General features: G+C 29.5%; 23 protein-coding genes. 9 read left to right on the top strand and 14 right to left on the bottom strand.

Features of this window, described 5'->3' with window-relative positions:
• Positions 1-189 precede the first annotated feature (189 nt).
• The 3 genes from A7L45_RS07790 to A7L45_RS07780 all read left to right on the top strand — a co-directional run bounded on the left by A7L45_RS07790 (position 190) and on the right by A7L45_RS07780 (position 4138).
• The gene (locus tag A7L45_RS07790) at positions 190-2490 is read left to right on the top strand and encodes a formate C-acetyltransferase (RefSeq protein ID WP_071612253.1); all 2301 of its coding nucleotides are present in this window, start codon (positions 190-192) and stop codon (positions 2488-2490) included.
• A gap of 11 nt (positions 2491-2501) precedes the next feature.
• Positions 2502-3326, top strand: coding sequence for a [formate-C-acetyltransferase]-activating enzyme (locus tag A7L45_RS07785; RefSeq protein WP_071612252.1), 825 nt, complete (start codon positions 2502-2504; stop codon positions 3324-3326).
• 131 nt (positions 3327-3457) lie between these two features.
• A complete protein-coding gene (locus tag A7L45_RS07780) occupies positions 3458-4138 on the top strand; it encodes a fructose-6-phosphate aldolase (protein WP_071612251.1) in 681 nt (226 codons plus the stop codon).
• Positions 4139-4510: 372 nt separating this feature from the next.
• On the opposite strand, the gene A7L45_RS07775 is transcribed toward A7L45_RS07780, so the two are convergent.
• Together A7L45_RS07775 and A7L45_RS07770 are read right to left on the bottom strand one after the other, a co-directional pair.
• Positions 4511-5014: a nitroreductase family protein gene (locus tag A7L45_RS07775; protein WP_071612250.1), complete on the bottom strand. Its 504-nt coding sequence runs from the start codon at positions 5012-5014 to the stop codon at positions 4511-4513.
• A 39-nt stretch (positions 5015-5053) separates the two neighbouring features.
• On the bottom strand, positions 5054-5566 hold the full coding sequence (locus tag A7L45_RS07770; RefSeq protein WP_071612249.1) for a flavin reductase family protein: 513 nt from the start codon (positions 5564-5566) through the stop codon (positions 5054-5056).
• Between the two features lie 620 nt (positions 5567-6186).
• Between A7L45_RS07770 and A7L45_RS07765 the strand changes: the two genes are divergently transcribed.
• Positions 6187-6540, top strand: coding sequence for a hypothetical protein (locus A7L45_RS07765; RefSeq protein WP_071612248.1), 354 nt, complete (start codon positions 6187-6189; stop codon positions 6538-6540).
• 281 nt (positions 6541-6821) lie between these two features.
• Here the strand turns inward: A7L45_RS07765 and A7L45_RS07760 are convergent, their stop codons facing one another.
• From A7L45_RS07760 to A7L45_RS07740, 5 genes are all read right to left on the bottom strand, one after another.
• On the bottom strand, positions 6822-7091 hold the full coding sequence (locus A7L45_RS07760; protein ID WP_071612247.1) for a DEAD/DEAH box helicase family protein: 270 nt from the start codon (positions 7089-7091) through the stop codon (positions 6822-6824).
• A gap of 112 nt (positions 7092-7203) precedes the next feature.
• The gene (locus A7L45_RS07755) at positions 7204-7788 is read right to left on the bottom strand and encodes a nitroreductase family protein (RefSeq protein WP_071612246.1); all 585 of its coding nucleotides are present in this window, start codon (positions 7786-7788) and stop codon (positions 7204-7206) included.
• Between the two features lie 187 nt (positions 7789-7975).
• Complete coding sequence (locus tag A7L45_RS07750) at positions 7976-9418, bottom strand: PAS domain-containing sensor histidine kinase (protein ID WP_084647390.1); 1443 nt, start codon at positions 9416-9418, stop codon at positions 7976-7978.
• A gap of 41 nt (positions 9419-9459) precedes the next feature.
• Positions 9460-10806 (bottom strand): FIST signal transduction protein, encoded by a 1347-nt coding sequence (locus A7L45_RS07745; protein ID WP_071614907.1) that lies wholly within the window; start codon positions 10804-10806, stop codon positions 9460-9462.
• A gap of 518 nt (positions 10807-11324) precedes the next feature.
• Positions 11325-11516 (bottom strand): hypothetical protein, encoded by a 192-nt coding sequence (locus A7L45_RS07740; RefSeq protein ID WP_071612245.1) that lies wholly within the window; start codon positions 11514-11516, stop codon positions 11325-11327.
• 461 nt (positions 11517-11977) lie between these two features.
• Here A7L45_RS07740 and A7L45_RS07735 point away from each other — a divergent pair, with 461 nt between their 5' ends.
• Both A7L45_RS07735 and A7L45_RS07730 read left to right on the top strand, forming a co-directional pair.
• Complete coding sequence (locus tag A7L45_RS07735; RefSeq protein WP_071612244.1) at positions 11978-12298, top strand: DUF3784 domain-containing protein; 321 nt, start codon at positions 11978-11980, stop codon at positions 12296-12298.
• A 78-nt stretch (positions 12299-12376) separates the two neighbouring features.
• Positions 12377-12709, top strand: coding sequence for a hypothetical protein (locus A7L45_RS07730; RefSeq protein WP_151553327.1), 333 nt, complete (start codon positions 12377-12379; stop codon positions 12707-12709).
• Between the two features lie 194 nt (positions 12710-12903).
• On the opposite strand, the gene A7L45_RS07725 is transcribed toward A7L45_RS07730, so the two are convergent.
• Both A7L45_RS07725 and A7L45_RS07720 read right to left on the bottom strand, forming a co-directional pair.
• A complete protein-coding gene (locus A7L45_RS07725; protein WP_071612242.1) occupies positions 12904-13383 on the bottom strand; it encodes a phospholipase D-like domain-containing protein in 480 nt (159 codons plus the stop codon).
• Between the two features lie 619 nt (positions 13384-14002).
• Positions 14003-14566, bottom strand: coding sequence for a TetR/AcrR family transcriptional regulator (locus A7L45_RS07720; RefSeq protein ID WP_071612241.1), 564 nt, complete (start codon positions 14564-14566; stop codon positions 14003-14005).
• A 161-nt stretch (positions 14567-14727) separates the two neighbouring features.
• Here A7L45_RS07720 and A7L45_RS07715 point away from each other — a divergent pair, with 161 nt between their 5' ends.
• Positions 14728-15744 carry a sugar phosphate isomerase/epimerase family protein gene (locus tag A7L45_RS07715; protein WP_084647577.1) on the top strand — a complete coding sequence of 339 codons (1017 nt, stop codon included), beginning with the start codon at positions 14728-14730 and terminating at the stop codon, positions 15742-15744.
• Positions 15745-16008: 264 nt separating this feature from the next.
• Here the strand turns inward: A7L45_RS07715 and A7L45_RS07710 are convergent, their stop codons facing one another.
• The gene (locus A7L45_RS07710; RefSeq protein WP_071612240.1) at positions 16009-16896 is read right to left on the bottom strand and encodes a hypothetical protein; all 888 of its coding nucleotides are present in this window, start codon (positions 16894-16896) and stop codon (positions 16009-16011) included.
• A 139-nt stretch (positions 16897-17035) separates the two neighbouring features.
• Between A7L45_RS07710 and A7L45_RS07705 the strand changes: the two genes are divergently transcribed.
• Both A7L45_RS07705 and A7L45_RS07700 read left to right on the top strand, forming a co-directional pair.
• Complete coding sequence (locus A7L45_RS07705) at positions 17036-17245, top strand: helix-turn-helix transcriptional regulator (RefSeq protein ID WP_071612239.1); 210 nt, start codon at positions 17036-17038, stop codon at positions 17243-17245.
• Positions 17238-17684: a DUF6773 family protein gene (locus A7L45_RS07700; RefSeq protein ID WP_071612238.1), complete on the top strand. Its 447-nt coding sequence runs from the start codon at positions 17238-17240 to the stop codon at positions 17682-17684. The genes A7L45_RS07705 and A7L45_RS07700 overlap by 8 nt, the downstream gene beginning before the upstream one ends.
• Before the next feature lie 188 nt (positions 17685-17872).
• On the opposite strand, the gene A7L45_RS07695 is transcribed toward A7L45_RS07700, so the two are convergent.
• The 4 genes from A7L45_RS07695 to A7L45_RS07680 form a co-directional block, all read right to left on the bottom strand.
• A complete protein-coding gene (locus A7L45_RS07695; RefSeq protein ID WP_071612237.1) occupies positions 17873-18889 on the bottom strand; it encodes a sensor histidine kinase in 1017 nt (338 codons plus the stop codon).
• Positions 18886-19557 (bottom strand): response regulator transcription factor, encoded by a 672-nt coding sequence (locus A7L45_RS07690; protein WP_071612236.1) that lies wholly within the window; start codon positions 19555-19557, stop codon positions 18886-18888. The genes A7L45_RS07695 and A7L45_RS07690 overlap by 4 nt, the downstream gene beginning before the upstream one ends.
• Before the next feature lie 78 nt (positions 19558-19635).
• On the bottom strand, positions 19636-21579 hold the full coding sequence (locus tag A7L45_RS07685; protein ID WP_071612235.1) for an FtsX-like permease family protein: 1944 nt from the start codon (positions 21577-21579) through the stop codon (positions 19636-19638).
• Entirely contained in the window at positions 21554-22333 is a 780-nt protein-coding gene (locus A7L45_RS07680; RefSeq protein ID WP_071612234.1) for an ABC transporter ATP-binding protein, read from the bottom strand. The genes A7L45_RS07685 and A7L45_RS07680 overlap by 26 nt, the downstream gene beginning before the upstream one ends.
• Positions 22334-22448 lie beyond the last annotated feature (115 nt).

Raw genomic sequence — 22448 nt, 5'->3', positions numbered from 1 at the left:
TCCACCTTACCCTTTAGAATGTACACATATATTATGCCTTAAATATTTTTTTAAATTTTAAATTAAGTATTGAATTTTTCTTAATTTAATTATACAATAAGAACAAACAATACACAACAATAACAAATAATAATCCTTTTAAGACAAAACAATAAACAACAATTTTAAAAATAAAAATGGAGGTATGCTTTGACTAGTGATAGAATTCAAAAACTTAAAAACCAACTTTTTGAAAATAAAAGAGAAGTATCTCTTGAAAGGGCCCTGCTATATACAGAAAGCTATAAAGAAACAGAAGGCCAAAGTTCACTTATTAGGCGGGCAAAAGCAACCGCCCACATACTGGGCAATGTTCAAATATCTATAAGAGAAGAAGAACTTATAGTTGGTAATAGAACAACAAAACCTAGGAGTGGGATCATTTCTCCTGAAATGGATCCCTACTGGATTAATGATGAACTTGATACATTAGAAAGTAGACCGCAAGACCCCTTTTTTATATCAGATGATGATAAGAAGATTTATAGAGAAGTTCTTTATCCTTATTGGGTAGGTAAATCCTTAAAAGACTATATAAACAAAAGACTTACTCCTGAAGTTCGGGTTCCTTCCGATTTAGATATTTTTAAACTCAATCAAACTGATAAAGGTCAAGGACATATAATTCCTAATTTTGAGAAATTATTAAACAGTGGTTTAGGTCAGATAGTAAATGAAACATTATTACTATCTAAAGAACACCCAGGTAACGACTTCTATCAAGCTTCGATAATTACACTAAAAGCTTCTCAAACACATATTTTAAGATATGCGGCTCTAGCAAAACTAAGTGCTGATGGAGAACCTAACAAGATAAGACAAGCTGAACTTTTAGAAATTGCCAGAATTTCAACAAAAATTTCTTCAGAAAAACCTGAAAACTTTTATGAGGCTTGTCAACTATTATGGTTTTTATCTGTGATTCTACAATATGAATCAAATGCTAGTTCCTTGTCTCTTGGTGGTTTTGATAAATATATGTACCATTTTTATGAAAATGACCTTAAGAATGGAATAACTAAGGAAATTCTAAGAGAAACTTTAACCTGTTTATGGATTAAAACTAATGATGTAGTTTTAATTAGAAGTAGTAATAGTGCTACCTACTTTGCTGGTTTCCCAACTGGTTATACTATAACCCTTGGAGGACTTACACAAAGCGGACGCTCTGCAGTTAATAGTTTATCTTATCTTGCCCTAGATACCTATCAAGATATCCGACTTCCCCAACCAAATTTGGGTGTACGTGTAAATGAACTTATAGAGCTAGCTTTTTTAAAGAAAACTGCTGAAACAATAAGACTTGGTACAGGAATACCTCAAATATTTAACGATGAAGTAATAGTTCCAGGATTTTTAAACAGAGGTGTTAGTTTAGAGGATTCAAGGGATTATTCTGTGGTTGGTTGTGTTGAACTTTCACTTCCTGGAAAAACTTACGGCCTACATGATATAGCACTTTTTAACTTACTAAAGATAATGGAGATTTCCTTAAGAGAAAATAAAAACGATGAAAATATTACCTTCGATGAAATAATTCAAAATATAAAAACAAATATCAATAAATATGTGAAGCTTATGGTAGAAGGCTCAAATATAGTAGATACTTCCCATAAAGAATTTGCACCTATTCCCTTACTTTCATGTTTTATTGATAATTGCTTAGCGACTGGAAAAGATGTAACCTATGGTGGCGCAAAATACAATTTTTCCGGTGTACAATGTATTGGTATAGCAAATTTGAGCGATTCTCTTTATGCTCTAAAAAAGATTGTATTCGAAGAGAAAAGAATTTCTTTAAAGGATCTAGTAGATGCTTTAGATAGTAATTTTCAAGGCGTAGAGCATGAAAAACTTAGGGTTCGCTTGATTAATAAATATGATAAATTCGGAAATGATAATGATGAAGTAGATAATCTTAGTTCTGATATTCTTAGATACTACTCAAAAACTGTAGAGCAACATATAACGCCTAGAGGTGGAACCTTTGTACCTGGCTCTTACACAGTATCAGCTCATATTCCCCTTGGAAAATCTGTAGGTGCTACTCCTGATGGACGTAAATCCGGAGAACAGCTTGCAGATGGCGGATTATCCCCTATGGTTGGTCGAGATGTGCTTGGGCCTACTGCAGTACTAAAAAGCGTAAGCAAGTTAGATAACTACTTAACAACAAATGGAAGTCTATTAAATGTTAAGTTTAGTCCTAAAACTCTAGAGGGCGAGGAAGGTATCCATAAATTATGTGATTTTCTATATGCCTTTATGAAGCTAAAAATACAGCATATACAATTTAACGTGGTTTCCGTTGAAACTTTGAAAAGCGCTCAGGCAAGTCCAAATGATTATAAGGGCCTTGTTATACGAGTAGCGGGTTATAGTGCTTTCTTTATAGAACTAAGCCGTGAAATTCAAGATGATATCATAAGAAGAACCCAGCATAATTTATAGGAAGTGATTAGATGAAAGCATTAATACTAAATATTCAAAGATATTCCTTGCATGATGGCTCAGGAATTAGAACAATTGTATTTTTTAAGGGATGTCCTCTTAAATGCCCTTGGTGTAGTAACCCTGAATCTATAAGCTTCCAGCCTCAAACAGTGAAAATGGAAAGTAAATGCATCCACTGCCAGCACTGTAGCTTCGATGTAGATGAATGCCCAACAGGTGCAATTACTCAATTTGGTAAATATATGACCGTAGAGGAAGTTGTTACAGAGGTTCAGAAGGATATGATTTTCTACCGTACTTCTAAAGGAGGGGTAACCCTTTCAGGTGGTGAAGTTTTATCTCAAAGCGCCTTTGCAATAGAGTTACTTAAGCAGCTGAAAAGTCTAGGTATAAATACTGCAATTGAAACTAGTGGACAGGGTAGTACCCAAAATCTCATTGAACTAGCAACCTATTTAGATTTAATCTTATTTGATCTTAAAATAATGAATAAAGAGAAAGCTAAACTAATACTGGGGTCAGATATAAATCTAATAAAGAATAATATTAAAACCTTGGTGAAAATGCATAAAAAAATTATACCTAGAGTGCCTCTAATACCAGGGTATACAGCAGATGATGAAAATATAAAAGAGATAATTGCCTTTGTTAAAAGTTTAAATCTTACTGAAATTCACCTTTTACCTTTTCATCAGTATGGAAGTAATAAATATAAATTGTTAAATTTAGATTATAAACTTAATAATATAGACATTCCTACCCCCGAATCAATAGAAAAGATAGCAAATGAAATGAGAAATAATGATCTTAATGTGGTAGTTGGTGGTTTGTAATTATAGAGATATAGACTATGTACTAATAAAATTAAAAGTTATGGACTAAAGTTTTCAGAGTCAAAAGATGGAATCGTAAAATGCTTAAATCAAATTATAAAATCAAATTATAAAATAAAGGAGAAATGTATATGTTATATATAATAGATACTGCAAATTTAGAGGCTATAGAAAAGGCTTACAATTTCTACCCTATGGCGGGAGTTACTACTAATCCAACAATTATTTCTAAAGAAAACAAAAATTTTTTAGTTATTTTAAAAGGTATAAGAAAAATTATAGGTGCTGAGTCAATGCTTCATGTGCAAGCGGTTAGCCTAACTGCTGAAAAAATGGTCCAAGAAGCTGAGTATTTAAATAGTGTAATTGGTGGAAATCTTTATGTTAAGATTCCTGTTATACCAGAAGGAATAAAAGCAATAAAAATACTTAAACAAAAGGGTATAAAAACAACTGCTACAGCAATTTTCACAGCCCAGCAAGCTCTTATTGCAGCAGTGGCTGGAGCTTCCTTTGTTGCTCCTTATGTTAATAGAATAGATAATATTAGTGGTGATGGAGTTTCTGTTGTGGCTCAAATCGTTCAATTATTTGATCAATATGATATAGATGCTAAAGTTTTAGCTGCTTCTTTTAAAAACGTTCAACAAGTACATAATGTGGCTCTTGTAGGTGGTCACTCTGTAACTGTAAATCCAGAGATATTAGATGCAATGCTTGCACATCCTCTTACTGATTGGAGTGTTAATCAATTCGTAAATGATTGGGAAAGTGTATATGGCATAGGAAAAACAACAATAGACGTAAAATAGCTAAAGTTTAAGAGGGAATACATCGTTATTTAGAAAAAACACTGTAAAATAATTTCTTTATAAAAAGCTAACCTGTAAAAGTTTTTACAGGTTAGCTTTTCTATATCCAATATTCCTTACAATAAAACTAATAGCACTTAAAATTTAACACTGTTCCCGTAATATATCTTCGATATATTTTGTTTTAGATTACACTTATGTTGGACGCATAAATAGAACTAAGAATCCTATATTTATTTTTATATGGAATTTACATTGCTAATAGTATAAAAGTAGTTGCTATTTACAAAATGAAATTCAATTATAAATTGTAACAAAAGAGTTTCCACCTGCATCAGTTGATATTTTTACCTTATGTCCACTTAGCCAGACTTATAAGTAAACAACTATTTCTTCTAAAGTCTTTCTAATCTTTTTTAGATCTTTTGGCTCAGCATAACCGATAGGTGTAAATACAATTGGTTCATATCCCTCACCAAGCCCAATAATTTCACTAGCTGCAATTGAATTAAAGTTGGCAATCCAACATGTTCCAAGTCCCAAAGCTGTGGCTTCCATTACAATATGATCCATTACAATCGCTGCGTCTACATCAGCATAATTTTTACCATCTTTTCTTACCCAACTTTCTCCTGGAATTGAGAAAATACCAAGTATAATTGGAGCTTGAATAAAATAGGGGCTAGGATATATCTTTTTTAATTCTTCCTGGTGTTCTTTAGTATTAATTACAACTATTTTGAAGGCTTGTTTGTTATGTGCTGTTGGGGCAAGTAATGCCGCTTTAAGTATTTTTTTAAGTTTTTCGTCCTCTACGACCTCATCTTTGTACTCTCTAACGCTATATCTTTTTTCAACTAAATCTAAAAATTCCATTTATAATCCTCCTTGATATTTTTTTAAGTATTTATATTGTTATTCTCTAATAAGGATTTTTTCTACTTCTGCGATGTATAATGTATGGAAATTTTTATCAGGATACATTTTTTCTATATCCACTTCATTTGCTATAAAGGATTCACGATTCATATCTTGTACATACAACTTCCTGCATATAATTGCAGTATTTGCTTCTTCAAAGTAAGGTGTATTATCTGAATGTTTAATTGTTAAATTAGTTTTAGAAATCTTATCCTCATCCCTACCAGAAACAGTTCCAAGATAACTTAATTGTTTTTTAAAATTTTCATCAAAGAATGTTAGAGAAAATGTATCGGAATTATCTACAAATTGTTTAGTATAACGTTCCGGTCTTATTACAATATAAACTACATTTTTATTAAAAATAAAACCAAAACCACCCCAAGCAGCAGTCATAGTATTTACCTTATTATCTTTCTCTGCTGTAATGAGCATCCAATCTTTACCTATAATTTGAAACGGACTTTTATTAAATTCTTCAGGTTTAATTTCTTTAAATTTATTCATATTTTAAATATATCCCCTTTCAAAATGTAAATTAGTGTGAACTATCTATATAAACACTCTGTTTATTATTTTCAAGTGCAGTATATCCCATAGTTATTGTGTTATCTATATGATGTTTAAGCACTATCTACATAGTATCATAGTAACTTGTTGATTTAAAGACACCCCTTTCTCACTAAGATGGAATAAAACTATTTAAATTTAATTAGATTTCATAGCACTTTTAACTTAAATTTAACTCCCTATACTTCAGTGATTTCAGTCAGTTATTAGCTATCAATATTATTTACTTAATTAAAATCTTATTAGGTTTTTATAAGATTTTAATCTACATTTTAACGAGAATATATTCAAATACTATAACAAATAGAAAGCTTAAGTATAATTCTAAATTTCCTTCTGAAGTCGTTAATGCATCTTCTTCAAATCTGTTACAGCGACCCAGGAGATGATTTAACAACCTAACTTCTGAGGAAAAATTATTATTAAAAGGCTGGATTAAAAATACAACTAATAACAATAAAATATATAATATGGATTAGTTAATAGAAAATAACTGATCTAAAAAAAGATATTCAATTGCAATTTAGAATGATATAATATAAAAGCGAGGTGCTAATATGAGTGATGATAAAATGTTTGAATTTATGACCAAAATGTATTCAGAAATGCAAGAGGGGTTTAAAGATATAAAAACTGAGGTTAATGATATAAAAACTGAGATTAAAGAAAACACCAAAAGGCTTGATGCAATTGAGAATGACGTTAAAAAATTAGGTGTAAAGATAGACGGAAAACTTATCCCTACCAGTGATGCTCTTTTGGATGGATATAAAGGTAATTCTGAACATATAACGATTATTGATGACAAAATTGACAGACTTCAAATAGATGTAAATAGTATAAGTATGAAAGTGTCGTATAATGATAGTAGAATTATAGAAATATCTAAAAACCTTAGAAAAGTTGAATAATAGGAATCCCTGGGATTTCAATGGTGTTAATTACTTTAAGTGTATATTGATATTCTGAATGTATAATATGCGTTTTAATTAATTGTAAATTGTTATATGTTAATTAATTTCTTTACTTATATTATTTTATGGTCTAATCAATATAACATGAGAAAAAGTTGCTCACGTCAATATAACGCGAGCAACTTTTTTTGATTTATTGCCTATGTCCTATTGATATAAGAACATTTTCCATTCTCACAGAATGCAATGAAGTATACTCAATAATAAAACAAGAACTATTAATTATAATCAAACGCATCCTTTTTAAAATACTTATCGCATAGGTACTGTTTTTGACCCAATGTTTGTACTGTAGCAAATAATATCTCGCAATTACTATCCTTATTTTCACCACTAAAAAATCCAGTTTTAATATTGGACCTAATATTTTTAAAAGATAACTCTGCTTGATTTAATATTTCTTCTTTATGAGCTACAAATAGATTTCTATTAAAATCCAGCGAATCAAAAGCCGCCAGATAAGTTTTACCTATGCCCGCTTCTGCCACAACTAATCCTTTATGTAAGACTTCTTCTCTACATTTCCTTAGTTGTTAATATAGTGCTTCAACTTGTGCACCCCTAGGCTGAAGCATTTAACCTTCTCATGACCTAAGACTTCTATTTTATAATATTAATAGTACCTTCCTTTCGTGAGAGTGCAATTGATGGTTTATCAATATATCCAACCACAGCTGAAGAGCAGATAGTATGCTCTTTGGGAATTCCTAATTCAAAAAGAAATTCACGAAATTCGGCATCATTTCGTAGCCAGTGTAACTGATTAATATAGCAAGTCCCCAATCCTATAGAATTCGCCGCTAAAAAAAGGTTTTCTAATGCAAGTGAACAGTCTGCCATAGCATTTTCATAATTAGGCTTATTAGAAGCAATAATAAGTGTAGGTGCATGATAGAAAAAATGGCAATCTTTTTTTTCTGCTACAGCTTTGACACCCAGCTTACCTGGATAATCGTCATCAGGAACCCAACGTTTAAATCCTTGCCTTAGCAATTCGTTGATCCGTAAAAGAGTTTCTTTGTTCTGGATTGCAGTAAACAGCCAGCTTTGATTATTGCCTCCACTTGGCGCCCATGTAGCGGCCTCCAATAGGGCTTTTAGCTCTTCTTCTTTAATCTGTTTCTCCTTGAATTTACGTGTACTTCTCCGCGAACGGATACAGTCGATCACTTCATTATTTATCATAATTTTTCTCCTATCATAAAACCAAAAGTATATAACTATAAATCAATATATTACTATTATACCGCAAATTAGCTTCAAACGATGATTTCTAAAGAGAACAAAAGTTTTTTAGATATTTTAATTTCTTTATAAAAAGCTAACCTGTAAAAGTTTTTACAGGTTAGCTTTTCTATATCCATCTCCGTTCTCAGTTATATATATCTGAGAATTCTATACTAGTTTTTTCAACACAACTATCACTTTTAATGCCACAATATGAAATATCCTCTGGACCCTCATCACCTACTAATTTACATGGAATATATATAATAAATTCAGTACCATATCCCTCCTTACTTTTCACCGATATTGTTCCACCATGTAGTTCTACTAGGCATTTCACAAGCGAAAGCCCTATTCCACTTCCCTCATGATCTCTTGAAAGAGATTTGTCAACTTGCACAAAACGATCAAATATGGAATTTAGTTTCTCTGCTGGAATACCTCTTCCGGTATCTTTTACCCTTATGCAAATATTTTCAATACCGTCCTCTATATTAACCATAACATTGCCACCATAAGGAGTAAATTTTACTGCATTTGATAATAGATTTAAAATAATTCTCTCAATTTTTTCTGGATCACATGCAATATTTTTTTCCTCTATCTCTGTATCAAATGTTAATGATAATCCTTTATTTCCTATATAATCAACTACAGAAACACTTACATCTTCTACGAGACTGATTATGTTAGTATTAATTTTATTTATATCTAAATAGCCTGAATCTATTTTTGTTATATCAATTAAATTATTAATTAGTCTTAAAATACGAAAGCAATTTTGTTTCATTATCTTTGTGTATTTGTATATATCTGTGGATGCATTTGGGCATACATAGTCTTTTAGTTTAAGTTCATGTACCTGTAGTGCCGAAAAAATAACATTAATCGGAGTCCTTAACTCATGAGAAATATTCGAAAAAAATTCTGTTTTAATTCTATCATACTCCTTAATCTCATATAGCCTTTCTCTTTCATCATCAATATTTTTTTGTAATTCTTCCATATGTTTTCTTTCAGTTATATCTATAGCTACTATCATTAACAATTTGCGCCCATCCTGCAATTGCCTAGTATTTGCTGAATAAACATCCCAAATTAGAATACTTCCATTCCTTGTTCTTATAGAGTATTCGCCATCATTTTGTTTTTTTCCCATATTAGACAGTCTGCTTACAGTAGTACCCTCTAACCCATCTATAAATACATCTGATATTCTTGCAAATTCAGCTATTGTTGGAGTATCTTTAATTGTATATCCTGTAATACCAGTCCATGTTCTATTTATTTTTTTTATTTCTCCATCCTCATTATATAACATTATAGGTAATGGAGCTTCCTCTATAGTATACCGAAATTGTCTTTCTCTTTCCTTTGCGGCTTCTTCAGTTTTTGTGCGCTCAGTAATTTCCTCTTCTAGCATAACATTGAATTCCTTTAGGTCAGCAGTTATCTCTTCTAGCTGTTGTGCTTGCTCTAGAACCTTGTTTTCCAAATCACTATTCACTTTTATCAATTCTTCATTAGATTTCTTCATTTCATTAAGAGCTTTTTTATATTCACATTCATTTTCACTTAAATTATCCATTATTTATGGCTCCATTTCAAAATATTTTAATAGAAATCAAGTTATATATTTGCTTTTAATTTGAAAACAAGCATAGTAGCTGTCTGATTTATATGTCCAATAAATTCTTCACCATAAGTGGAGAAACCTATGGTCGGAATATCACTAAATATTTCACCATACTGCTTTTCAAGATCGTTTCTCTCCAATTCAAGTGTCCGCTCTACACAATTAAAATTTATGAGACCATCTATTCTTCCAAATTCTTTTATTTTATTTTCAATAGCGTTCCTTGTATCTTCAACTATATTTGTACACTGCATCAATCTGACTTCCATACCTTTAAGTATATTGCAATAAAATAACATACTGGTTCCCTTTATTTGTTGGGGACTTCTTATGAACATATCATTATCTCCAACTAATAAACCAACTGGATTGGTCTTAAAGTATTTTGTAGCATCTTCAATTGAAGCTGCCCCTACTGCCTCTGCATATTCCAAGATAGCAGGCTTATTATTAAATTCGATGACTTCTCTAGTTTCTTCATTAACATTATTTGCAGTAAATGTATGATCCAAAGCTTTGAAACTTTGTGTTTTAATAATACTGAATTCAGCATTGTCGTTTATTTTCAACATTATAAGAACTGCTGAATCAGCATATGCCTTTCCATTTGCACAAACATGCGTTTCAAAATATTTAAAATCATCCCCTGCAGACCCACCAACAAAAAAAACGTTAGTTCTATTACCGATTAAATCCATGATTTTTTCTTCTTTCCTACTTACACCATCAATTAAAACAATACCAACAAATTTTGTTGCATCCATTGTATATAAACTCTCATTAAAGTATTTCTCAAAGGAAGTAAATGCCGCTTCTAAGCTTAGATTTTCTTTCATATGTTCAATTACTTCCACTTTTGCATCAGAAATAATATTTGAATTAATAGCCATTGCTACAACAGAATTTTTCAACAACTCACCACTTACTATTTCACCAGCAGTAGAACATCCAACTACTATGCAATCCACAAAAGCTTCTTGCAGCAGATTACTTAACTTGTCTTGGTCAAAATTAGAAGAAGTGAAGAATATTAATATCTTTGCATTACAATTATTTAACTGACTTCTAATATCCAATACAATCTCTTTTTCTAAAGGTTTTGTTGAAAACACGGATTTTATATTCATATCGTTATCTTCCATCTTTCTTACATTCAATTGTTTAGCGATTTTAAGAAGTTTTCGGACAATTTCCGGATCATCAGCTGAGTGACTATCAAATTTGTTAGGATTAAGTCCTTTCAGAATTAATTTAGATATAGTCATTTCTCTAATAGCAGGATTGCCTTTAGAACGTTCTTGAATAATCTGATTTATCATTTCTCTTATTTTACCAGCCACCAATAATCATTCCCTTTCTTTATATTCGCATAGTTAAGCTTTAGAATTAAATTTACCAACATCATTCAAAAGCCACATCTTACTAATATTAGACTTTTTTACTAAAATATATATTATTATAGCATATATTCCCTATAATTTACTTAATTTTCATAAAAAATTTACTCTTGTATACAAAGTGATCCCTACTGGTACAGAAACCTAAGGCTTTTCTACTATTATATTTATCACTATCATTATTTCTACCACTAAAAAATCCAGTTTTAATACTTGGTCTTATGAGTATTATTATTTACAATTTTATGAAGAAAGCCCACTTCTTTAAATGTGGAATGGATATAACTACCAAAATCAACTATTAAACATAGGTGTTTTGGTACGATATAATTAATTTAGGTTTTGAAATGAGCCTTATACTATCGTTACGTCGATTATGATAAGTTGAAATTTTTAAAGGAACCATGTAAGGTTCCCTTAATTGTAATTTTAGTAATATTAATTACCTATATTTTATTTTTTCAAGCGTTTTTTATGTATCCTGAAACTATTGCAATTATTAAAATAATATATCCTAATAAAGCCGTAAAAAAGAATGCTTTATCTATATAATTTCCTTGTTTAATAAATGATACATTAAATGCTGGCAATAATATTGCAATACCCATTAATAAGATAGCTGCATATTTCAAGTACTTATTTCTTTCTTTCATAAAATCAACCGTCCTCTCTATATTGAGAAATCACTAGACATTTATTCATATAATCTCCGTTATTATAACATAAATCCTACATATCAATATCTATGGAGGATTTCGTCATTATATTTATTAATCTAATTTTTCAGATCTTTCTTTAATATATTAGTGAAATATAAACCCATAAGTCCTATACCCGCAATATTACCAGTAACAAATCTTCTGAAATTTGTAGATTCCTTTATTAGTTCAGTCACACACATCTCATTCTGATACAAAATTAAAGGATTTTAAAATTAGGGAAGCTATTTATATTTAATTTTGTTAAATATTCGAATAATTACATTGCTATGTTGTATAATTAAATACAAACACAATAGTAAAATATTTTTCATCTACTTAAAATTACGATAGATGAATAACTGTATTTAACTAAGAATTTCAAATTATTTATATTGGACTAAGGGGATGATTATATGTCTGAATTAATAGTTATGATGATTATATTATTACCTGTAGGATTGTATTTTATTTCTATAGGATGGCGTATTTGGAAAAAAGAACAGATAACGCTAATACATGATTATCATTATACAATAGTTGCTGAAAAAGACAAAAAATCTTATACAGAAAAAGTGGGTAAATCGTGTATTCTCATTGGAATAGGAATGATACTATGGGTTATTATTGATTTCGTATCAAAGGCATCGTATGGTTGGATATGCTTTGGGATATTCTTTGTTTGGGGCTTAGTTATGATATTTAAGGCACAGAAAAAATATAACGGTGGAGTGTAATGACCATTCGCTATGTTGCTATGTCAAGTACCTAAATTATAATATATATTATTTCAGTCCAAAATTTGATATACTTAGGTGAGTGAACATGAATTTAAAAACATTGCCGCAGCCATATTTCTATTAGACCAAGATATAAATGCCATGGAGTTTTTGGAAAGATTGAAAAATATAGTAATTAATTTTAATGACCTCACTTCTGAGGAAAAATTATTATTAAAAGGCTGGATTAAAAATACAACTAATAGCAATGAAATATATAATATGAATGAGTTAGTGGATAATACATTCAATGGTCTTTCTGATTATTATACAGATAAGATTAGATCTTTACCGGAGGGTGTTATTGATAAAATAGCAACAGATATATTTGATTTAGAAACAGTTGAGGATATAAAAAAATACTTATAAGAAAACAAGTGAAACAGCTATGAGGTAATTAATAGCTGTTTCATTTGTTATTTTGTATGTAACCTAAAATAAAAACATTAAGAATTTTGTCCTTTTCCATAATTATGAATAACGCCTAAGCTCATCATCGTCAATAATTATAGAATGATTTAAAAATAAGTCTTCAAAAACATCCTTAAAATGTCTAAAATCCTCTAAGTTCTTATTCTGCAGCTCTGAAGGAGATGATTTATTCTATAATTCCATTCAATACCACTAGTTAATGCAGAATTGGACATATTAGAATATCCTATAAAAACATCTCCATCCTCTTCGTATTCAAATATGTATGACTTAGGGTGAAAGGATTTATTCTTAATATTATAAAACCTTAAATCCACCTTATCCCCTAGTGCTTCCTTTACTAAATATAAAGCTTGAGGTTGAGTGATATTAAGATGATTCCCTGTTAATATCCTTATCCGTACACCACTTTGCGACACCAGTTTTAAATCATTTATAAGTAATTTCACTCCTGATTCCATTAAAAATCCTACCGCCATATCTAGAGTCTTTGCATTTTTTAATGAGGATGCTAATTTAGGTAATAAATAATCCTTGTCCCCTGTGGAGCAGTTTGAATCATAATTTAAGATGGAATGAAATCTTTTAAATTTAATTAGATTTCTTCGCATTTTTAACTTAAATTTAACTTCCTACACTTCAGTGATTTCAGTCAGTTATTAGCAATTAATATTATTTACTTAATTAAAATCTTATTAGGTTCTTATAAGATTTTACACTATTCTAATCTGAATTTTAACAACAGTTTATTTAAGCAAATTCTATAATATTTATATGAGTTTAAAAACATTGCCGCAGCCATATTTCTATTGGACCAAGGTATAAATGCCATGGAGTTTTTGGAAAGATTGAAGAATATAGTAATTAATTTTAACGACATTTCAGAAAGAAAGTCTCCTAATTATATAAGAAAGTTACATACTATAACAAATAGAAAACTTAAGTATAATTCTAAATCTCCTTCTGAAGTCGTTAATGCATCTTCTTCAAATCTGTTACAGCGACCCAGGAGATGATTTAAAAAGAGGAGGTTGAAATTATGGTTTCTAATGCATCGAAAATCTTTGGTAAATTAAAAAATGATGGAATCCAAATAATGCCTAATCCCCCTATTATGAGGGATGGTATTTCCCTCTATACAATCCAGTCGTATAACACACTGCTTTTTCTCGAGTTTCTGTTGAAATCATTTTATCATATCGAATAAATAAAAAAACATATGTGCGATTATCAATTACCAATTACTCTTCCAGCAATATATAAAATTAATTTTGCTTCTTTTTCCGGTGACTTCAAGCAATCTGAGAGAATCCATTCTTTAATAAGTCTTACTGCTCCATACTGAACATACGAAGCAATCGCCTTCTTTTCCTCCAAATCAAGATTTTCTGGTAAGTGTTTAATGACCATATGATCAAACTGCGGTAGTGAGATTGTGATGTGGGTGATTAGGTCATAATTATCTAAATCTAATACAAGTTTTGCAAATTCAAGGTTGTCTTTCATGTATTGTAGAACCCGAGTCAGACATTCATCGATATTTTTGCCTGCCGCAATATCATTTATAACGGTAAATGAAGTGTTTTGTATGTACGTCTCAGCAATTTCATTTAATACATCATATTGACTTCCATAGTGATTATAGAATGTAGTACGATTAATTCCTGCAACTTGGCATAATTCCCGTATGGATATTTTATTAATATTACGTGTCTTTAATATTTTTAATAAAGCCTCACGAATCAAGCGTTTTGTTAACATAACCCTCTGGTTGCCATTATTTTTTTCTAACATAGATCCTCCATTATATTCGACATTTTCAAAACATCTGTCGGTTGCAAAATATACAGATGTTGATATTATTATAACGTAGTCATGAAATAAATCAATGAAAAGGAGATGTGAAAATGAAAAAAAATATAAAAAAAATATTAACAGTAATCATTGTGTGCATTATGTTCGTGATAATACTTATTGCTGGTTATGAAATCAAAGAAAATGTCCGAATTAATAAAATTGTGAAATCACACAAAACGGAGCAAAACGCAAAACAAAACGATGTTGTAAGAAGCAATGATAAAAATAATTCTGAACATATTACGACTGCAGTTCAACAGATTATGATAGGAACAATGTGTAGTAATTATAATAATGCTTTACATACATTACTTGATATCAATAACGCAGGTTATGAATCTATCGAATTAAATGATTTTATGATTCACAGGTCTTCTATGCTTGTAAAACTAATGACAAAGTTCTCAGGGATGCCTATTGGCAATGGTGGCAAGCTTGATTGGCCAAATTTGATTAAAGAAAGTGGACTAAAGGTCATAAGCTTACACAGTGATCTAGGGAGCATTGAGAATGATCCAAAAGCGATAGCCGATGAAGCGAAAAATTTTGGGACAAATACTGTAGTTATTACTGGTATGTACAAATTTGATTATAGTAGTTTAGATGACGTGGAAAAACTTGCCAAACACCTGGATCAGGCTGGAAAAGCTCTTTCAAAAAAAGGAATACGTCTTTTGTATCATAATCATAATTGTGAACTGCAAAAGGTAACCTCTGAAAAAACAGCTTACGACGTTTTAATTGAGGAAACAGATCCTGCATATGTCAATTTCGAATTTGATAGTTACTGGATGACCGATGGCGGTGCTAATGTTCCAGCTTTAATGAAAAAACTTGGTAGTCGAATGAAATTATGGCATATAAATGACCGCGGTTGTACCAAATCAGGTCCTTATATGACACCAATACTAGAAGAAAATGCTACTGAATTAGGACATGGAAATATGGATCTGGATACACTCTCAGGAATTGCTATAAAAAACGGAGTAGAAGGGGTTATATTAGAAACTCATAAAAATTGGGTAGATAATGATCCAATTAAGAGTCTCCAGGTTAGTGCAAAATATATGCAGGAGAATTTTGGTGACAAAAAAAATCGAAATACAGGAAGATAATGATATCGAACCATTTTCAGAAAATGATGATTAAATTGAAAGAGTTCACATAGACGACATATGAACTCTTTTTATATTTTCAACCACAAATTCAGATTTCTCTCACTTCAGGTTAAGTGATATTAAGATAATTCCCTGTTAATATTCTTATATGTACACCACTTTTCGCCACCGACTTTAAATCATTTACAAGCAATTATCTACTGTTACCGTAATAACTACATAGTAAGATAGTATTAATTCAACAACCGAGTATTACTCACCTTATTTAATAATTTTTAATTCACCAGTAGAAGAATATGTATACATTTTACCATTATACTTATCAACACAATATAAGGTATCACCATTTGATGGTTGTCCATCACTTTCATGAAAAGTCGGTAAAAATATAAAATATTTTTCATTTGGCGGTAGTTTCATAGTTGTTTCGTCTTGTGAAAATATCTCGTAAGTAATTTTTATAATACCATTGCCTTTGGGCCTTTTATTAAGTAATCTTATTGCTTCCTCTTGTGTAATTTTAATACTTTGATTATCTATTTTGTTATTTTGGGGTGGCTGTGCTTTAGCAGCTTCTTCTGTAACCTTTTTTTTATTAATTTTATTACCTTGATTATTAACGTTACTATTTACCATTTTTTTTAGTTCATCTAGATCCATATGTTGGTCTACCCCATTATTATTTACAATAAAATCTGTTGTACCCATACTTGTTAATTTACGACTTCCAACATCTTCGACCTTGCTTTCTTTTGGAAAAAATGCAGTTAGGTGATCAGTTTTCTTAGGTTGTACTAGCCCAGCACAAAATGCATATGTACTCCCTCCACCATCCTCCATCCCCTTATATCTATACATGTAATCTACATTAATTGTAAATTGACGAATTATATAATCTGTGTTATTAGTGACTTTAAATGAACCAATATACCGGGTGCCATCCCAATAAAAGTTCTCTAGCGTTATTACAATAGGTTCTTTACTTGTTCCGCTTGTAATAACATTTTCTGCTGGTTCAGCTACTGCTACAGAGACTGGAGAATTCGTTGAATTTTTATTATCACTTTGGATACTATAAGAAAAATAAATAAAAACTGCTGCCATTAAAAAAATAATAAAGATTAAAGCTCCAATTATTTTGTTTAGCACTTTTTCACACTCCTATCGTACTACTGCTTTTTATATTTTATGTATGTACTTTCTGTAGTCATTTAATTATAATATCTTAACACTACTTATCATCTTGTTATGTTTATACTTTAATACTCTTTGTTAAGAGGTGGATGATGTGAGTAAAAATTTAAGATTTAAGTCCACGAGGGCTGGTAAAGATATGTCACAAAAAGAAGTAGCAGAAGCCGTTGGAGTGACGAGACAAACGATAAATGCAATAGAAAATGGTGGTTATAATCCATCAATCCAGTTGTGTAGAGATATATGCAAAGTACTTGGCAAAACATTGGACCAAATTTTTGGGGAGGATGATAATAATGAATAAAAATGATAAGCTTGATGAAATGCAAATCCAAAAAAGAAACAAAATCGGGAATAACTGTTTTATGGCAATGTTCTATCTACTTTTTATAGATATCGGACTTCATGGTTTTGGAATTAGATGGCTGTCTTACCCTATTAATGTTCTGGTAATTATTACTATTTGCATGGGATATTATCTTGTTAAGACAATATGGGCAGGATCATATATTGGTGTTAGTAGTGAAAATAAAACTTCTAATTATACAATAGGGATGATTATCGCATCTGTTTTTATGCTGATTTTAGGAATTATCATAACCTTCTTTTTCAAAGTGAGTGCTCCGATTTTTTCAAACATTTGGACAGCAATTATAGTAATCACCTTATGTATCTTGGTTTTTTTAGCTATTATAGCTTTCGGTAATATATCTAGACATAAAAGTGATGGTGGTGAGGATTAAATATCTAAGTTCGTCTTAAAGTACTTAGATATTTAGACTGACCCATTTAACAAACCAATAACGATTGAAATACATTGATTAATTCCATTAATATTTACTCTTTCAATTGTATCAATTCCAATTATTTTTTTCATAAACGTCCCTTCTTTAATCCGTTATATCTTACAATACCAACTAATAATATATAATTATACCAAATTTACCATACTAGACAAAGGAAATATTAATGTAACTTTAGTTCCTTTATTAGCCTCGGAATCAATAGTAATTTTTAAACCCAGTTTTGAACATAGTTTTTCACATAAATACAATCCCATTCCTGTACTTTTACTAAACTTTCTTCCGTTTTCACCAGTAAATCCTTTTTCAAATACCCTATTTATATCTTTATCTATTATACCTACACCATTATCCTCTATGGTTAACATTACTGAATTAGCTTTCTTAATTGAATATATACTTATCATTGGCTCTTTACTACTTGAGTACTTTATAGAGTTTCCTATTATCTGATTAATAATAAATTCAATCCATTTCTTATCACTATATACAATTTCATTTATATCTTTTATATCTAATTTTATTTTCTTATGAATAAAATCTCTATAATTTCTTTTAACTACATTCCTTACTACATTATCAAGATTAATTTGTTTTATAATATAGTCTTTACTAACATCATCACTTCGAGAATAATAAAGCACCTGTTCTACAAACCCTTCAATTCTATCCATCTGGAAGTCTATTTTATTAGTTACTTCATCTCGATTATTTTCAATTATTAGCTTTGTAGACGCTATTGGTGTTTTAATTTCATGTACCCAGGTCTCTATGTATTCTCTATATTCTACCTGTATATCCTTATAATATTTTACATTTTCGTGCATATCGCGGCTTATCTCTTTAAGTATAGAATTTAACTTTTTCGCCTGTATAAAGTTTGCTTCCTTTATTACCACTGGAAGTAGATATTTCTTATCTAAATTTTCTAATAGGTTATTAATTTCATCATAATAATTTTTAAATTTTATAAACTCTAAAGCCATATAAGAAATTAATGGCAAAAACCAAATAAAAAAAATAAATAAAATTATAATGAAATTAACTTTAATAATAATCATCATTATAGCTGCTAATATGATAAATAGCAGCATGTTAGATATTATTACCACCATTTTTTCTTTAATAAATTCACCTATACTCATGACATTATATACCCGAGCCCTCTTCTTGTTTCTATTGTATTTTCTATGCCTATCTCTTCAAGTTTTTTTCTTAATCTATTAATATTAACAGTTAAGGTACTATCATCTACAAAATAATCTGATTTCCATAGATATTCCATAAGCGAATCTCGTTTTACTATATTCCCCTTATTGTTTATTAAGTAAGAGAGTATCTTAACCTCATTTTTCGTTAATTCTAGGCACTTATCCTTATAAATAACAGTTGCATTTGAAAGATTTAAATTAAAATCTTTATAACTTAATATATTATTAGTTTTTGAACTTTCACCTATTCTTCTTAAAATATTAGTTATCCTTGCTAATAATATTTCTATATTATAAGGCTTTGTTATAAAATCATCTGCGCCTAAATTCATACTCATTAATTCATCTAAATCACTATCTCTACTTGTAACTATTATAATTGGAACCCTTGAAGTTTTTCGTATTTCTCTACATATATAATAACCATCAAACACTGGAAGATTAATATCTAATAATATAAGTTCTGCATTCTCATCTTCAACATATTGTATTATATTATTAAAATTCATAGGAGCTTTTACTTCATATCCATATCTTTTTAAAAAATTTTGTAATTCTTCTCTTATAACTTCATCATCTTCAATAATAATAATTTTTTTCATATGGACTATCCCACCCTACTTATTTTATTCTGTACCCTAATATCATAACATATTCTAAGTTTTATAAAATAGAGCTCTTTATAAGTTATTCCTAACAATATTTTTATATCCTACATATGTTGTATAGAAGTATCCTGCATAAATTACAATAAATATTAAAGCTGCTACTAATGCTGAAAAGTTAATATTTGTTTCTTGTAAGCTATTTATTAAATTGCTAGTTACCTTAATTCCAACCACTGAATGAATTAATGCAAGACTAACTGGAAGACTAAAATATATCAATGTTTGAACAAAAATTGTTTTATTTATCATTTTTTCGTTTGCACCAAGTCTCCTTAAAGCTTTATATCTTTCTACACTGTCACTAGCTTCTGATAATTGTTGAAGAGCAAGTACTGCCATGCTAGTTATTAAAAATACAATACCTAAATATATTACGATAAATATTAATAGATTTGTTGTTACCATTTTTTCTGAATGAGCCCCATCCTTTGAGATACCGATTATCGTACCACCTTTACCATAATCCTGACGTATTTGATATTTTTTATTATATTTTTCTCTATTTTTATTTAAATAATTTACATTAAGTACTGAGTTACTAATTTTGTAACCTGATAAAAACTCATCATTTATAACTATTGTAAAAAAACTACTTACAAAATAAGAAGTTTGAAGATTTTCTTCTATAACTTCAGTGTTTTTTATTAGGTATTCTTTACCTTTAATGTTAATTTTATTACTCTTTTTTATTTTTTCATTTATTGGTTTCATAAACTTATCAGTATTGGATAAAATTAAAACTTCATCCCTAGTTAAATTTACTTCTTTTTCATTCTTAAATTTTAAAATTTTATTATAATCAGATAGTTTAACAAAAACTACCTTGTCCGTTTTAAAATCTCCTGTTGTTAAAAAATCACTAGCGTTCATACCTATAAGATATTCATTATGAACTACGGATTTTTCATTTTTACTTATTTTAAAATTAATTTTCTTTAGAACATCTTCTATATTGTAGCCTCCATCATTTTTTCTTACTGATATGCTGGCATCAAAGGGCGTTGCATTTTTAATTCCTGCATCCATAACTGTTTTAAATCCTATTCCCATAGATAAACTTACTATTGTGAAGAATAACATTAAGCAAATTAAAGACATTGATATGAAGTTTGTATTAACTTTACTATTTATCTGTTTTATTACAAATATATTTAACCCTTTAAAATAAACCTTTTTATTTTTCTTTACTACATATAATATAAGTCCAGATAAGCTAAAGAAAAATAACACTGTACCTAATATTCCAAAAGCTATTGATATTAAGACCATAGGGTCTAGTACATTGAAACCTACTTTTAGTATTGATTTATATGCAAACCCAAGTGATCCTACGCATAAAATAAATGCTATTAAATATATAGTAGAATTTTTGAATTTAACATCTTGATTTTTTTTACCTGCTGTTAATAAATCGATTATCTTGTATTTAGATATAACAAATACATTAAATATCATAACAAGTAAAAACATTATTCCAAAGTATAATACAGTTTTACCTATTGAACCTGTTGAAACTGTAAAATTATATTCATTAATCGGTACATCAAATAACTTTAATGCAAAGGTGGCTAATCCTTGTGATGCTCCAATTCCTAGTATAAGTCCACTAATTAAAGATATAACTCCAACTAGAAAAGTCTCCATTACTAATATTAAAGATATTTTTCTTTTTCCCATACCGAGTGTCATGTATATTCCTAATTCTTTTTTACGTTTTTTTATCAAGAAATTATTTGCATATAATATTAAACTACCTAATATTATAGATATAAATACTGACACATAAGACATAACTTTCATTAATTTAGATACAGATTTCATTTGTATAAGTGCCTTTTGTGACCCAATTGAGTTGAAACTATAAAATATACAAACTGCTAAAGTTAGTGTTAAAAAATATATAGCATAGTCCTTAAAACTCTTCTTTACATTACCTACAGCTATTTTGGAATACATTATCATCACCTCCAAGTAGAGTTATAACCTCTATAATTTTATTAAAGAATTCTTTTCTAGTATCCTTACCCCTTACTACCTCACTAAAGATTTTTCCATCTTTAATAAAAAGAATTCTATGAGCATAGCTTGCTGTAAAAGCATCATGGGTAACCATAAGTATCGTGGTCTTTAAATCTTTGTTTAGACTTTCTAATTTTTCAAGTAATAATCTAGCTGTTTTAGAATCAAGAGCCCCTGTTGGTTCATCAGCAAGTACTAAGGATGGATCTGTTACTATTGCTCTTGCAGAAGCAACTCTTTGTTTTTGTCCACCTGACATTTGATAAGGATATTTATTTAGTTCTGGTTCAATGTCTAAATATTTTGCTACTGATTTTATTTTCCCATCTATTTCTGAACTTTTCTCCCCTTTTATTGTTAATGCTAAGGCTATATTTTCATAAGAAGTAAGAGTGTCTAGTAGGTTAAAATCTTGAAATATAAAACCTAACTCATTTTGTCTAAACTTATCTAATGCCTTTGATTTCAACCTAGTAATATCACTATTATTTATTATTATTTTCCCTGTAGTGACATTATCAATAGTTGATATACAATTAAGCAATGTCGTTTTACCACTTCCTGAAGGTCCCATTATCCCAACAAACTCACCTTCATCTACTTTAAAACCGATACTGTCTATAGCCTTTGTGACATTATCTTTATTTCCATAATACTTTTCAATTTTTTCTACACTTAATATATTTTTCATTCATAATTCCCCCTTTATTTTAAATTAATTGTTTTAACGACATTTGATAATATTATTATATACAATAATATTTGCAACGACCATCGAAGTATATTTCATTAACATTACATTTTTG

It is taken from the genome of Clostridium estertheticum subsp. estertheticum, from assembly GCF_001877035.1.
GTDB classification, from domain to species: domain Bacteria; phylum Bacillota; class Clostridia; order Clostridiales; family Clostridiaceae; genus Clostridium_AD; species Clostridium_AD estertheticum.
This window is presented reverse-complemented; position numbering and strand designations above follow the sequence as displayed.

Coding starts and splice junctions, on each gene's coding strand:
- A7L45_RS07765 (WP_071612248.1), top strand. CDS start 6,187: ATGAGTGATGATAAAATGTTTGAATTTATGACCAAAATGTATTCAGAA.
- A7L45_RS07695 (WP_071612237.1), bottom strand. CDS start 18,889: ATGAGTATAGGTGAATTTATTAAAGAAAAAATGGTGGTAATAATATCT.
- A7L45_RS07750 (WP_084647390.1), bottom strand. CDS start 9,418: ATGGATAATTTAAGTGAAAATGAATGTGAATATAAAAAAGCTCTTAAT.
- A7L45_RS07715 (WP_084647577.1), top strand. CDS start 14,728: ATGTTCGTGATAATACTTATTGCTGGTTATGAAATCAAAGAAAATGTC.
- A7L45_RS07680 (WP_071612234.1), bottom strand. CDS start 22,333: ATGAAAAATATATTAAGTGTAGAAAAAATTGAAAAGTATTATGGAAAT.
- A7L45_RS07700 (WP_071612238.1), top strand. CDS start 17,238: ATGAATAAAAATGATAAGCTTGATGAAATGCAAATCCAAAAAAGAAAC.
- A7L45_RS07780 (WP_071612251.1), top strand. CDS start 3,458: ATGTTATATATAATAGATACTGCAAATTTAGAGGCTATAGAAAAGGCT.
- A7L45_RS07690 (WP_071612236.1), bottom strand. CDS start 19,557: ATGAAAAAAATTATTATTATTGAAGATGATGAAGTTATAAGAGAAGAA.
- A7L45_RS07725 (WP_071612242.1), bottom strand. CDS start 13,383: ATGCGAAGAAATCTAATTAAATTTAAAAGATTTCATTCCATCTTAAAT.
- A7L45_RS07785 (WP_071612252.1), top strand. CDS start 2,502: ATGAAAGCATTAATACTAAATATTCAAAGATATTCCTTGCATGATGGC.
- A7L45_RS07720 (WP_071612241.1), bottom strand. CDS start 14,566: ATGTTAGAAAAAAATAATGGCAACCAGAGGGTTATGTTAACAAAACGC.
- A7L45_RS07755 (WP_071612246.1), bottom strand. CDS start 7,788: ATGATAAATAATGAAGTGATCGACTGTATCCGTTCGCGGAGAAGTACA.
- A7L45_RS07775 (WP_071612250.1), bottom strand. CDS start 5,014: ATGGAATTTTTAGATTTAGTTGAAAAAAGATATAGCGTTAGAGAGTAC.
- A7L45_RS07770 (WP_071612249.1), bottom strand. CDS start 5,566: ATGAATAAATTTAAAGAAATTAAACCTGAAGAATTTAATAAAAGTCCG.
- A7L45_RS07735 (WP_071612244.1), top strand. CDS start 11,978: ATGTCTGAATTAATAGTTATGATGATTATATTATTACCTGTAGGATTG.
- A7L45_RS07685 (WP_071612235.1), bottom strand. CDS start 21,579: ATGTATTCCAAAATAGCTGTAGGTAATGTAAAGAAGAGTTTTAAGGAC.
- A7L45_RS07740 (WP_071612245.1), bottom strand. CDS start 11,516: ATGAAAGAAAGAAATAAGTACTTGAAATATGCAGCTATCTTATTAATG.